Genomic DNA, 13188 nt, shown 5'->3' on the forward strand with positions numbered 1-13188 from the left:
GTCCGTCACTTGTAGTGCGGGGTGGGCGGGTCGGCCGACTTCGAGTCCGCCCGCAGGGTGGGCAGCAGCCATTTCGTGTAGGACGCGTGCCAGCCGTCGGGGCCGGTGCTGGTGCGGTAGGTCTCCAGTACCCGGTTGACCCGGCGGACCAGGTCGGTGGCGTTCAGGTTCATCGCCACGCCGTAGTACTCGGTGGTGAAGGCGGCGCCCTTCAGCTCCACCGTCGGGTCCTGCGCGGCCAGGCTCGCGGCGAGCGCGCCGTCGGTCACCACCGCGTCCGTCTCGCCGAGTTGGAGCTTCACCAGGCAGTCGAGCTGGTTGGGGACGGTGTCCTTGATGTCGACGCTCGCGGGCAGCGTGTGCGCCGTCTTGTCCGCGTCCAGCCGCTCGTACGCCGTGGAGCCCTTCGCCGAGCAGACCTTCTTGTCGGCGAGGGTGTCGTTGTGGCCGGTGATCGTCGACACCTTCGGGGCGAGGACCTGCTGGCCGGTGACGAAGTACGGGGCGGAGAAGGCGACTTTCGCGGCGCGCTCGCAGTTGATCGTCATGGTGCGGACCACCATGTCGACGGTCTTCTTCTGGATCGCGGGGATGCGCTGGTCGGTCGGTATGGCCCGGAACCGGACCTTCTCGGGGCTGTAGGAGCTGCCGAAGATGTTCTTGGCGATGGCGGTGACCACGTCGATGTCGAAGCCCTCCAGCGCACCGGAGGAGCCGTTGGGATTGCGGTATCCCCAGCTGTAGCTGTTCTGGTCGACGCCCACGTTCAGATAGCCGCGGGTCTTGATCGCGTCGATCGTGGTGCCGTCCGCGTCCGACGGGGACGGGCTCTGGTCCTGGACGGTGGCCTCGTCGCACTTGGGTGCCCTGGCCTGGGTGCCCTGGACCGTCTGCTGTCCGCCGAGGTCTGCACCGGCCTCGCCGCGTGACTGGGTGAGCGGCAGCAGCAGCACGAAGGCGACCGCGAGGACGCAGACGACCGCCATCGCACCCACCCCGCCCCAGCCCCGCAGACCGGCCCGCACACGTCGTACAGCGCTCAGCCGGCGAAAAAGGTCACTCCGTGCTCGCATCGTCCCGCCCCCTTTCACCGGTACTCCGACAGCCTGCGCCCGATGCCCAGTACGGCGCCGGCCGCGCCGAGCGCCGCGAGCACCGCGGCCCCGACGGTCAGGCCGGTCATCGCGTCCAGGCCGTCGCCCGCGGACTGCTGGAACTCCTTCGTCTCTTGTATCAGAGCCGAATTCAGCGAGGCGTCCACGGAGTTGAAGCACTCGGCCGTCGCGTCCTTCGCGCCGATGACACCCTCGCGGGCATCGTCGTACTTGCCCAGCTCGTTGTTCTCGCTGACCTTCGCGTGGCGCGAGATCCACACCTTCATCGAGCTGTTGGCGACCGCGACGGGCTTGCGGCCCGCGGAGTCGTCGGCGAGCGAGTCGGCCAGTTTCAGGCCCTTGCCCAGCGCGGCGATCTGCTGGTCGTATCCCCAGTCGTAGGTGTCCACGACCTGCTTGTCCGGGAGGGTCGTCGTCTCCGAGCCGCGGCTGACCAGGATGAGGTTCTCGTCGCTGCGCGCCTTGAGGGAGGCGATGCGGGCGTCGTGCAGCACGGTGAGCGACTTGACCCCGTGGTCGTACGAGTCGTTGAGGCCCGCGCGGGCGACGGTGTGGCCGACGACCACCCACAGCAGGACGACCGCGGTGGCGGCCGAGGCGGCGACCAGGCCGCCGTTCAACACCCGGTTCGTGCGCTGGTAGTTGCGCCGCTGAGCCCAGGTCAGGCCGCCGAGGGCGAGGAGACCGAGGGCGATCGCGAACCACGGATACGGCGTCGCGTTCCCGTAGTCGGCGCTCAGCCGCTCGTTCTCGTTCTTGTAGAGGTCCTGGGCCTTCGGGAGCATCTGGTTCTGCATGGTGTCGTTCGCGGCGCGCAGATAGGCGCCGCCCACCGGGAAGCCCTGCCGGTTGTTGGCGCGGGCCGACTCGACCAGGCCCTTGTACTCCGGCAGCAGTTCGTTGAGCTGCTTGATGTAGGTCGCGGACGACGAGCCCGGGTCGGCGTTGGCGGCCGCGGTGACGAGCTTGGAGGCGGCGTTGCGCACGTCCTTCTCGTACTGCGTGCGGGTCGCCGGGGTCTCGTCCAGGCCCGCCAGATAACCGCTGGCCGCCATCGTGTTGGCGTCGGCGAGCGATCGGTATATGTCGGCCGCGTCGGAGCTGAGCGGCTGGCTGTGGTGGAGCACGTCGCCGGCCGCCGTCGCGCGGCTGTCGGTCTGCCAGGCGGCGACCGCGCCGAACGCGACCACCAGCACGGCCAGCAGCGCGCCGATGGCCCGCAGCCGGCCCGGCTCGGTGGTGGCTGCCGCGCGCAACTGGTCGACGCCCTCGGCGAGCGCCGTACGGCGCGCGGGCGTCGCGTCCGGCGTACGCCGGGGCGTGGGCGCCCCCGAGCGGCCCGACTGCGGCGGCAGCGCCGGCATCGTGGGCACGGCGGTGCCCGGTGGCGCCGTACTGCTCTTCGGCGGTTGTGTCACTGCTGACCTCCCCCAGGGTCATCCCGTCGCCGCAAGTATCGCCGCCAGGACTGACATTCCGCACCGGTCTTCACTGGATCTTGATCGGATCGCAGCGCGGTGACCGGATTTCCGGCACCACACAACGCCCCGCACCGCCCCCCTGTCCATGAATACGCCGTGGGAATCTGTTCGGTTCCCGGGCGTCAGTGCTCGTAGTACGCCCTGGCCCGCGCGTGTGCCTCGGCCGGGGCGCCCACGTGGTCCAGGCCCAGCAGCACGGACCCGAGGACCGGCCGCGCGGTGACGACCGTCGCCACCGCCTTGGGCGCCTTGGCGGCCAGCAACTCCCTTATACGGTCGTCCAGTTGGGGATGCCGGGCGGCGAGGACGCTGCCGCCGAGCAGCACCGGCGCCTCCTCGTCGAGCAGCTCCAGGCGGCTCAGCGCGACCCTCGCCATCGCCACGACCTCCTCCGCCATCCGGTCCACGATCGAGCGGGCCACCGGGTCGCCGTCCACCGCCGTCGCGAACAACACAGGTGTCAACTCGTGCCGCCGGTGGTGCTCGACGTGTTCGAGATGCAGCGCCTCGATCAGGTCGTACATCGAATCCAGGCCGAAGTACGCGGGCAGCGTGCGCGCCAGCGCCGTAGGACCGCCGCGCCCGTCCTCCGCCCGGGCCGCGTGCCACAGGGCCTCCTCCGCCAGGCCCCAACCGCCGCCCCAGTCACCGGAGATACGGCCGATCGCCGGGAAGCGGGCGGTGCGGCCGTCGGGCCGCATGCCGACGCAGTTGATGCCGGCCCCGCAGACCACGGCGACTCCGCGCGGCTCGGTGATGCCGGCCCGCAGGATCGCGAACGTGTCGTTGCGCACCTCCACACTCGTGCCCCACGCGCGCGCGTGCAGCGCGGTCGCCAACTGCTCCTCCTCCACGGGGAAGTCGGCGTTGGCGAGACAGGCCGACACATGGTCGACCGCGCTCACCCCTGCCTCCGCGAAGGCGCGGGCGACGGCCTCGGCGACCTTGTCCACGGCCGTCCCGATGCCCACGACCGGCGGCCGGAACCCGCCGCCGCGGGCGGTGGCGAGGACTTCCCCGTCGGCCGCCACGACCGCGACGTCGGTCTTGCTGTTGCCCGCGTCGATGGCGAGGACACTTGCGGTCAGGCCCACGCGAGGTGCTCCCGGTTGTGCGCGATCAGCTGGTCGGTCAGGGCTTCGGCGTACTCGTACTGGCCGATCAGGGGATGCGAGAGCAGCGCCCGGAACACCCGGTCCCGGCCCCCGCGCAGCGCGGCCTCCAGGGCGAGGTCCTCGTATGCCGTCACGTTCGCCATCAACCCGGCGTACAGCGGATCAACTTCCGCCACGGCAAGGGGAGTCGCGCCCTTGGCGCCGACGGCGGCCTGCACCTCGATCACCGCGTCGTCCGGCAGGAACGGCAGCGTGCCCTTGTTGTACGTGTTCACGACTTGATAGGGGCTCCCGCCTCCGCCGAGCAATGAGGCGGCCAGGTCGACGGCCGCCTCCGAGTAATAGGCCCCGCCGCGCTTGGCGAGCAGCGCGGGCTTCTCGTCGAGGGCCGGATCGGCGTACATCTTCAGCAACTCACGTTCCATCTCGGCCACTTGGGAGGCCCGGGACGGCTTCGTCCGCAGTTCCCGTACGACCTCGTCGTGCGCGTAGAAGTAGCGCAGGTAGTACGACGGGACGACGCCGAGCCGGTCGAGCAGCACCCGGGGCAGGCTCAGGTCGGCGGCGATGTCGTCGCCGTGTTCGCCGAGCAGCTTGGGCAGCACGTTCTCGCCCTCGGGACCGCCGAGCCGCACACCGGTCTCCCACGTGAGGTGGTTGAGGCCCACATGGTCGAGGTGCACATCGGTCGGGGTGACCCCGAGGAGTCCGGCGAACTTCCGCTGGAAACCGATCGCCACGTTGCACAGGCCGACCGCCTTGTGGCCGGCCTGGAGCAGGGCGCGGGTCACGATCCCCACCGGGTTGGTGAAGTCGATGATCCAGGCGTCCGGGTTCGTACGGCGGACCCGTTCCGCGATGTCGAGAACGACCGGTACGGTCCGCAGCGCCTTGGCGAGGCCGCCCGCGCCGGTCGTCTCCTGGCCGACGCAGCCGCACTCCAGCGGCCAGGTCTCGTCCTGCTCGCGGGCCGCCTGCCCGCCGACCCGGAGCTGGAGCAGCACGGCGTCGGCGCCCTCGACACCGGCGTCCAGGTCGCTGGTCGTGACGATCTTGCCGGGGTGCCCCTGCTTGGCGAAGATCCGGCGGGCCAACCCGCCCACCAGCTCCAGGCGTTCGGGCGCCGGGTCGACGAGGACGAGTTCCTCGACGGGCAGGGTGTCCCTCAACCGGGCGAAGCCGTCGATGAGTTCGGGTGTGTAGGTCGAGCCTCCGCCGACCACGGTCAGTTTCATACCTGGTTAACCCTTCACTCCGGTGAGCGTGACGCCCTCGACGAACGCCTTCTGCGCGAAGAAGAACACGAGGATCACAGGGGCCATGACCAGCACGGTCGCGGCCATGGTGAGATTCCAGTCGGTGTGGTGCGCGCCCTTGAACGACTCCAGGCCGTAACTCAGCGTCCAGGCACCGGGGTTCTCGGACGCGTAGATCTGCGGCCCGAAGTAGTCGTTCCAGGCGTAGAAGAACTGGAAGAGCGCCACGGCCGCGATACCGGGCTTGGCCATCGGCAGCACGACCCGCACGAGCGTCTTGAACTCGCCGCAGCCGTCGACCTTCGCCGCGTCCAGGTACTCGTTCGGGATGGTCATCAGGAACTGCCGGAGGAGAAAGATCGAGAAGGCATCCCCGAACGCCATCGGGATGATGAGCGGCCACAGGGTGCCCGAGAGGTCCAACTGCTTGGCCCAGAACAGGTACATGGGGATGATCACGACCTGCGGCGGCAGCATCATCATCGAGATGACCAGCATCAGCGACAGATTCCGGCCCCGGAAGCGGAACTTGGCGAGCGCGTACGCCACCGGGATCGACGACACGACGGTCAGGACGGTGCCGAGACCGGCGTAGATCAGTGTGTTCTTCCACCAGGTGAGGAAGCCCGGGGTGTCGAAGACCTTCTTGTAGTTGCCCCACTCCCAGGTGTGCGGGATCAGGTCGCGGCTCAGGGCCTGGCTGTCGCTCATCAGCGAGGTCAGGAACACGAACACGAAGGGGAGCGTGAAGAAGAGCGCGGCGGCGACGCCGAGCGAGTGGACCGCGATCCACTCCATCAGCGCCTTGCGGCGGGCGGTGCGCTCGGCGGGGGTCACCGGCGCCCTCAACTCCACGGGCTTGTCGAGTACTTGGGCCATGGTCAGTCACCTGCCAGGTTGAGGCCGCCCCGGCGCCGCATCAGGAACGCGGTGAACACCATCGACAGGGCGAACAGGACGAGTGCCACCACGCAGGCCGAGCCGTAGTCGAAGCGCTGGAAGCCGAGGTTGTAGACGAGCTGGGGGAGGGTGAGCGTGGACTTCTCCGGGTAGCCGGGCTCGAACTGCGTGCCGGCGCCCTGGATGACGCCGGACGCGACCTTCCCGGCGATGAGGGGCTGTGTGTAGTACTGCATGGTCTGGATCACGCCGGTGACGACGGCGAACATCACGATCGGCGAGATGTTCGGCAGCGTGACGTACCGGAACCGCTGCCAGGCCGAGGCGCCGTCCAACTCGGCCGCCTCGTACTGCTCTTGGGGTACGTCGAGCAGCGCGGCCATGAAGATGACCATCAGGTCGCCGATGCCCCAGAGGGCGAGCAGGGTGAGCGCCGGCTTGGACCAGGTGGGGTCGTTGAACCAGCCCGGGGCCGGGATGCCGACCTTCTCCAGGAGCGAATTCACGGGCCCGGTACCGGGGTTGAGGAGGAACGCGAAGGCCATCGTCGCGGCGACCGGCGGCGCGAGATACGGCAGATAGAAGAGGGTCCGGAAGACGCCGGTCGCCGTCTTGATCTTGGTGATCAACAGCCCGACACCCAGGCCGAATACGACCCGGAGGCTGACCATCACCACGACCAGCCACAGCGTGTTGCGCATCGCGGGCCAGAAGTACGGATAGTTCTTGAAGACGTACGTCCAGTTCTTCGTCCCCACCCACGTCGGCGGCTTGAAGCCGTCGTAGTGCATGAACGAGAAATAGACCGTCGAGATCAGCGGATACGCGAAGAAGACCGCGAAGCCGATCAGCCAGGGCGACATGAAGGCGAGGGTGCGAAGGGCCTGTTTCCGCTGTTTCGCGGCGAGGCCGGGCGGGCGGCGCTTCTTCGCCAGGGTGACTGTGCTCATTCCGGGGCTACTTCGCCTGCGCGATGTCGGTGTCGATCTGCTTGGCCGTGCTCTTCAGCGCGGAGTCCAGGTCCTTCACCTTGCCGCTCTCGTAGTCGTATCCGAGGTTCTGGATCGTCGTCAGATACACACCGCCGTTGATGGAGGCGGGACTTGTCGTCGAGTACTGGTTCGACGCGATGTCCAGGAACGTCTTGAAGCGCGGGTCGTACTTCAGCTTCGGGGACTTGAGGGCGGCGAGGGTGGAGGGCACGTTGTGGATGCCGTTGGAGAAGTTCACCACCGCGTCCGTGTCCGTGGTGATGTACTTGACGAACTCCCAAGCCGCGTTCTGCTTCTTGCTGTTGGCGGCGATCCCGGTGATCGTGCCGGTGATGTAGCCCTTGCCGTACTGGGCGACCTGGTCGTCCGGCACGGGCAGCGGGGCAACTCCGATGTCCAGCTTGGGATTTGCGGCCGTGGCCATCCCGAGCCGCCACTCACCGTCGAGCTGCATCGCGACCTGACCGGTGTGGAAGGGGTGCTTGTCACCCCACTCGTCACCGAGCGTGGAGCGGTAGCTCTCCAGCTTCTTGAAACCGCCGAGTTCGTCGACGAGCTTCTTCTGCAGCGTGAAACCGGCCTTGAACGCAGGGTCCGTGGCGAGCGCCGACTTGCCGCTCTTGTCGAAGTACGTCGGCGAGAACTGCGCGAAGAGGTGCTCGGTGGTGCTCTCCCAGCCGTGGTAGTTCGGCATGAACCCGAGCTGCGAGTACGAGTCGCCCTTGCTGATCGTCAACTTCTTGGCGTCGGCCTCGAATTCGGACCAGGTCTTGGGCGGGCTGGTGATGCCGGCCTTCTTGAACTCCGTCTTGTTGTAGTAGAGCCCGTAGGCGTCGCCCAACAGGGGGGCGGTGCAACGGTTTCCGTCGAACTGGGTGTACTCGTTCATCGCCTTGGGGAACGTGGTCTCCGGGTCGATGCCGTCCTTCTTGAAGAAGGGGTTGAGATCGACGAGGGCGCCCGACGAACAGAACTTGCCGACGTTGTTCGTGGTGAACGACGAGATCACGTCAGGGGATTTACCGCCGCCGGTGCGCAGCGCCTGATTGATCTTGTCGTCGGTCATGTTGCCGACGACGTTCACATGGATGTTGGGATGCGCCTTCTCGAACCCGGCGACCAGCGACTTCACGGCGCTCAGCTCGGAGGCGGCGCTCCAGGCGTGCCAGAAGTTGATGGTGACGTCCTTCGAGGCGTCGTCGGAGGCACCGGACGATGACTGGCCGGTACAGGCGGTGGTGAGCAGGGCGAGCGAGGCGGAGGCGGCGAGGGCGACAGCCGCCTTTCGGGACGTTATGGGTGTTTTCCGGGAAGTTCCGGGCATGGCGAGGTCTCCCAAGGGCGGGGCGGGGTGTGGTGGTTGGGGAAGCCGGGTGGTTCGAGGTGGGCCGAAGTCGGTCCGGGGGAACCGGAGTCGGCCGTGCGGGAAGTGGGATCAGCGGGAGGTGTCGAAGACCTCGTCGCGGGTGGTTGCCAGTGCGCTCTCCAACGCGCCGCGCAGCACGGGGTGTTCATGGACGTCGCCGACGACGAGCCGGGGCCGTGACGCCGCCAGCTCCTCCAACTCGGCCTGGACGAGGGCGCGGAGAGGTTCGCCGCCCGCGGCCAGCGAGCCACCGCTGAGGACGACGAGTTCGGGGTCGAGGACGGAGACGAGCGAGGCGAGACCGGTCGCGAGGTGGGTCGCGTAGATCTCCAGGAGCCGCCGCTGGGGGCCGGTGGTGTGGTCGGCGGCGGACGCGACGAGGGCGGCGGCGACCTCGGCGTAGGAACCCGTCGGGATCTCGGTGATGCCGAGTTCGCGGGCGAGCGCGGGCAGGGCCTGTGAACCGGCCAGGGCCTGGTAACCACCGCTGTTGGCCTTGGTCACCTGGCGGACCAGGGGTGCGCCCGGCACGGGCAGGAAGCCGACCTCGCCGGCGCCGCCGGTCCAGCCGCGGTGCAGCCGCCCGCCGAGGACCAGGGCGGCGCCGAGACCGCCCTCGTTCCACAGCAGCACGAAGTCGCCGTGCCCGCGGGCCGCGCCGAGCCGCTGTTCGGCGATGGCGACGAGGTTGACGTCGTTCTCGTACTCCACCGGCATCGGCAGCGCGGCGGCGAGTTCGTCGAGCAGGGCGGGGGAGTGCCAGCCCGGCAGGTGCGAGGCGTAGCGCAGCCGGCCGGTGTTGGGGTCGAAGGCGCCGGGTGTGCCGATGACGAGCCGGTGGACGTCGTCCCGCGCGAGCCCGGCCGCCTTCACGGCCCCGTCGAGGGCGTCCGTCACCTGCCGTACGACAGGCTGGGCGGGCCGCCGGCCGGGGGTGGGCAGCTCGAACTCGCCCACCGTCCGACCGGTGACGTCGGCGACGGCGGCGCGGATGCGCTCCGGCGTGACGTCGAGCCCGGCGGCGTACGCGGCGCCCGGATTGACCACGTACAGCTGGGCGTTGGGCCCGGGCCGCCCCTCGCTGGTCCCGGTGGCGAGGACGAGCCCCGCCGCCTCCAGCCGGGCGAGCAGCTGCGAGGCGGTCGGCTTGGAGAGGCCGGTGAGCTTGCCGATCCGGGTGCGGGAGAGCGGGCCGTGCTCCAGGAGGAGGTCGAGGGCGGCGCGGTCGTTCATGGCGCGCAGGACGCGGGGGGTGCCCGGGGTGCCGGTGCCCGGGGTACCGGAGGTTCCAGCCATGTCTTACGCCACCTGCCTTTCGAGCTCTCGGAACACTCGGACTCTCGAACGTCCGAACCACACAGCGTGTCACGTGATCACTGTTAGGAAAGTTTCCAATTGGGTGGGAGGAACGTAAGCCCGGGACGAAGGGGGCGTCAATAGACACCGCCCCCGAGGCAACAGACTCGTTACCTCGGGGGCGGTGGTGGAGGGGCTGGCGCTACCTGGCGTCCTACTTGACGTCGATGAAGTCACCGGCGGCGGTGGCCGTGCCGGTGGTGGAGGTGCCGGCGAAGACGTAGCGGAAGTAACCGTCCTGGGCGGCCTTCACGGTCGTCTTCAGGGCACCGCTCTTGCCGGTGGTGACCGTCTTGACGGTGGTGTAGGTGCTCGAACTCTTCGCGCGGAACTGCAACTTGGCCGGCTGCGAGACATAGCCGGTGTACTTGCCGGTCTCCCAGTTGGCCCGCGTCAGCGCACCGGTGACCGTGATGGTCCTGCCCTTCTTCACCGGCTCCGGGGAGGCGTTGGCGGTGAGCTTGGCGGCGCGCTGGATCTTGACCTTGCCCTTGCCGCCCCAGGCCGCGAAGTCGGTGGAGTAGCTGATCTGCTCGTCCGAGTCGTCCAGATCGGCATCGATGTGGGCGTAGACGCCGGCGACGTTCCAGGTGGTCGCGTCGGCCGTCTCGTACAGGCTGTCCCCGGGGTCGATCGCGATCGTGTCGGAGCAGGACTCGGTGACGGTGGTGTCCGTCGTCGCGGTCGTCGTGCAGGTCGGAGCCAGGCCGGCGTCGAGCTCGTTGTCGGAGTCCGAGAGTCCGCCGCGGTAGAGCATGATCCCGGCGAACGTCTTCTTGTTGTCGATCGTCACATCGGACGGCCGCGTCAGCGTGTACGTGACGGGCACCTTCACCGTCGCGGTCGTCCCTACGACGATCGCCTTCCCCTTGTTGACCGTCACCCCGCTGAAGACCAGGGCCGGCGTAGCGGCCTGCGCGAGCGGCGCGGCCAGCCCGGTCAGGGCCAGGGCACCGGTCATCGCGGCGCCGATGGCGAGTTTTCTCATTCTTGTCCCCACATTCGAAACGGACCCCTGGGCGTTGCGCTCCAGAACAAGGGCCCGTCGTAGGGCGACCTTAGGCATGGCGAGCCTGCGATGAAAATGAGTTGAGCCCGTGAAGGTGATCGCATCACGGCTTCGTCACGATGGGTAAAGCCGCAGGTGAGGGCGGGTGGCGGAGATTCCCCCGATCTGCCGGAATTGCGAGGCCTGTTGGGCGCTTTTCGGCCGCTACGGCTCCGCGCCCGAGGCCGATTCGTGATGTGGACGGAGCTGGCCTGCCAGCCACCTCACAGGCTTTTGACTTTTGATCAGCGGCGTTTGCGGGGCAGGGGGATCCAGGGAACGGGGTGCGGAGCGTGAGGGTGTTGGTGGGGTGCTGGTGGGACGTGGCGTGCGCGGTCGCCGTACCCGTGGTGATCCGGGTCGGCTTCGAACTCTGGGACCGGGGCGGCCTCGCCTGGAGCGCGGCGGGCGAACTGGCGGCGACATGGGCCGCCGCCAGCGTCGTATTGGCCGCCGTGGCATGGCTGTTGCTACGGCACCGGGCGCGCAGGTCGGGCATCACCCTCACCCCGGATGCCCTCGCCGCCCGCCAGACCCGCCAACTCCGCGTGCTACGGCCCTCGGCGGGCTGGTCGGACCGGATGCGCACGGAGCTCAAGGCGTCGGACCGCGCGTCCGTCACGGCGGAGAAGGGTCGCGAGGAGATCTGGTTCCACTGGCGGCCAGGGCGTCGTAAGCGCACGGTCTGGGGTTCGATCGCCTTCGACGAGAGGTCGGGGACGGTCGTGGTCGACCTGCGGGCGGGGGCGGCTCATACGGGGTCTTCGGGGTTGGGGCGGGGGGCGTCTTTTGTGGCGTTGTGTCAGGTGGGTGAGGAGTTGGGGCTGGGGGAGGGCGAGGGGGCGGCTTGGGTGTCGTAGGTCATGATTTGGTTGGGTGGGGCGGTAGTTGGGTTGTGGTGGGGCTTCAGTCGGCTGTGCGGTGAGTGCGGTGAGTGCGGTGTTGAGGGGCGCGTGCGTTGGCGGGCGACACCCACCTTGCGACGGCACTGACCCCGCAGCAATCACGAGGAACAGGGCAGCATGATCCGGTGCCCTATCGTCTGGCGGAACGAGCACACCGCCGATATTCGTTTGCACCCCATCGCCGCTCGGGTCAACGTCGCCTGACACCCCGACGAAGGCAGAGAAGATGACCACGCAGACCCACCATGTCGACCCCGTCGACCACGAACTCATCCAGGCTGCGGCGCACATCGCGCGCACTCGTTGCCGGGGCGAGAACCACACCATGGCGGCCGCGGCCCGCGCCCGGGACGGCCGGATCGTGACGGCGGTGAACGCCTACCACTTCACGGGAGGCCCCTGCGCCGAGCTGGTCGTCATCGGCGCGGCAGCCGGCCAGGGCATCTACGAGCTGGACACGATGGTCGCCGTGGGTGACCGTGACCGGGGGGTGGTTCCTCCGTGCGGGCGGTGCCGGCAGGTTCTCCTCGAGTACTTTCCCGAACTTAAGGTCATCGTCGGCGAAGGCGAGCGCGTCCGAGCTGTCCCGGTCACCGACTTGCTGCCCGAAAGCTTTGTCTGGGCCGACCATCAACTCGACGAGGGCGACGCCGAGGAGTAGACCGGGGGACTCGGCTGTCTGACACCGACGTCGACGCTGACGGTTGCTGGGGTTGTTGTGCAGGAGCGGTCGTTCGGTCGTTTGCGGCTTTGGCCGGGGCTGCGGCTCAGGCACCTGGGTTGGCTGCGACGCAGACGTAGCCGATCAGATCAGGCAGTCGCGGTCCCGGGTTCGTCGGGCGGGGCTGACCGGGGCCGGGCCCTCGGGCGGCGCTCCCTGGGTTCAGGTTGCTGGAGGCTCGTCGGCGATGAGGTCCAGAAGCTGGTCGGGGGTGAGAGCGGCAAGGTCGATGGAGCGGTCTTCGCGCACGAGTCGTGCGGCTGCCTGCTGCGCCCTGAGTTGTTGGGCGCGTTCGATGAGCTCGCCGGCGCGGCGCCGTTTGTGGATACGGTCGGCGATGTCCGCGACCGCGAGCATGGCCGATGGGATGGACACGATCAGGGACGTCAGCGCGAGGGGGTCGACGCCCTTGGTGTCCGGGCCGGTCGCCGGTTCCGCTGTCGGAGCTGGTTCGGGTGGGTAGCCCCAGCTCGTTGTCAACGCGGCGACGCTCTTTCCGGCGGCTTCGACGTCCGCTCCGACAAACTCGATGATCATGATTCCTCGTTTCCGTCGTCGGTGGCATTCAGCAGCTCATCGAGCTGGTCAACAAGGTCTGCGAAACCGATCTTGGCGGCAGCGGCTCGGCTCGTCTGAAACACCTGTCGGGCCTGCTCGCGTTCACCTGCGGCCAGCAGAAGTTGCCCCCAGGTAGTCCCGACGGCCGCGATGCCATCCGGCCGTTGAAGCTTCAGAAAGAGCTGAAACGAGGTGACCAGCCTCGGCACCGCCGCGTCGAGATCCTGGCGACTCAGATCGATTCGTGCAAGGTCCCAGTTGGCTGCCGCGATGCCGTCCATGTCGCCGAGCTGCTCATTGACTTCCAAGCGCTTGAGCTGCAGTTCGAGTGCTTCGTCGACCTCGCCTCGCTGCTGGAGGATGTCGGCGATCTGG

13 protein-coding genes are annotated in these 13188 nt (G+C 68.5%); 2 read left to right on the plus strand and 11 right to left on the minus strand.

The window, feature by feature from the left end:
• Nucleotides 1–5: 5 nt before the first annotated feature.
• The 9 genes from SPR02S_RS53150 to SPR02S_RS53190 form a co-directional block, all read right to left on the minus strand.
• On the minus strand, nucleotides 6–1073 hold the full coding sequence (locus SPR02S_RS53150) for a glutamate ABC transporter substrate-binding protein (RefSeq protein WP_052347221.1): 1068 nt from the start codon (nucleotides 1071–1073) through the stop codon (nucleotides 6–8).
• A 14-nt stretch (nucleotides 1074–1087) separates the two neighbouring features.
• The gene (locus SPR02S_RS53155) at nucleotides 1088–2533 is read right to left on the minus strand and encodes a GlnX family signal transduction membrane protein (RefSeq protein ID WP_019065210.1); all 1446 of its coding nucleotides are present in this window, start codon (nucleotides 2531–2533) and stop codon (nucleotides 1088–1090) included.
• Nucleotides 2534–2718: 185 nt separating this feature from the next.
• Complete coding sequence (locus tag SPR02S_RS53160) at nucleotides 2719–3690, minus strand: N-acetylglucosamine kinase (RefSeq protein ID WP_019065211.1); 972 nt, start codon at nucleotides 3688–3690, stop codon at nucleotides 2719–2721.
• Nucleotides 3681–4946: a 6-phospho-beta-glucosidase gene (locus SPR02S_RS53165; protein WP_019065212.1), complete on the minus strand. Its 1266-nt coding sequence runs from the start codon at nucleotides 4944–4946 to the stop codon at nucleotides 3681–3683. Before SPR02S_RS53165 ends, SPR02S_RS53160 begins: the two co-directional genes overlap by 10 nt.
• Nucleotides 4947–4952: 6 nt before the next feature.
• Nucleotides 4953–5846 carry a carbohydrate ABC transporter permease gene (locus SPR02S_RS53170; protein ID WP_019065213.1) on the minus strand — a complete coding sequence of 298 codons (894 nt, stop codon included), beginning with the start codon at nucleotides 5844–5846 and terminating at the stop codon, nucleotides 4953–4955.
• Between the two features lie 2 nt (nucleotides 5847–5848).
• Entirely contained in the window at nucleotides 5849–6817 is a 969-nt protein-coding gene (locus SPR02S_RS53175) for a carbohydrate ABC transporter permease (protein WP_019065214.1), read from the minus strand.
• Nucleotides 6818–6824: 7 nt separating this feature from the next.
• Nucleotides 6825–8183, minus strand: a complete 1359-nt coding sequence (locus tag SPR02S_RS53180) for an ABC transporter substrate-binding protein (protein ID WP_019065215.1) — start codon at nucleotides 8181–8183, stop codon at nucleotides 6825–6827.
• A gap of 111 nt (nucleotides 8184–8294) precedes the next feature.
• A complete protein-coding gene (locus SPR02S_RS53185) occupies nucleotides 8295–9521 on the minus strand; it encodes an ROK family transcriptional regulator (protein ID WP_019065216.1) in 1227 nt (408 codons plus the stop codon).
• 214 nt (nucleotides 9522–9735) lie between these two features.
• Entirely contained in the window at nucleotides 9736–10569 is an 834-nt protein-coding gene (locus SPR02S_RS53190) for a hypothetical protein (protein ID WP_019065217.1), read from the minus strand.
• A 353-nt stretch (nucleotides 10570–10922) separates the two neighbouring features.
• Here SPR02S_RS53190 and SPR02S_RS53195 point away from each other — a divergent pair, with 353 nt between their 5' ends.
• Entirely contained in the window at nucleotides 10923–11489 is a 567-nt protein-coding gene (locus SPR02S_RS53195; protein WP_158698023.1) for a hypothetical protein, read from the plus strand.
• 271 nt (nucleotides 11490–11760) lie between these two features.
• Nucleotides 11761–12195: a cytidine deaminase family protein gene (locus tag SPR02S_RS53200; RefSeq protein WP_019065219.1), complete on the plus strand. Its 435-nt coding sequence runs from the start codon at nucleotides 11761–11763 to the stop codon at nucleotides 12193–12195.
• 222 nt (nucleotides 12196–12417) lie between these two features.
• Here SPR02S_RS53200 and SPR02S_RS53205 read toward each other — a convergent pair whose 3' ends face one another.
• Nucleotides 12418–12792, minus strand: a complete 375-nt coding sequence (locus tag SPR02S_RS53205; RefSeq protein WP_019065220.1) for a hypothetical protein — start codon at nucleotides 12790–12792, stop codon at nucleotides 12418–12420.
• A partial coding sequence (locus tag SPR02S_RS53210) for a hypothetical protein (RefSeq protein ID WP_019065221.1) occupies nucleotides 12789–13188 on the minus strand: 400 nt, incomplete at its 5' end. The genes SPR02S_RS53205 and SPR02S_RS53210, both read right to left, overlap by 4 nt.

The sequence above is a fragment of the Streptomyces prunicolor NBRC 13075 genome, from assembly GCF_000367365.1.
GTDB classification, from domain to species: Bacteria; Actinomycetota; Actinomycetes; order Streptomycetales; family Streptomycetaceae; genus Streptomyces; species Streptomyces prunicolor.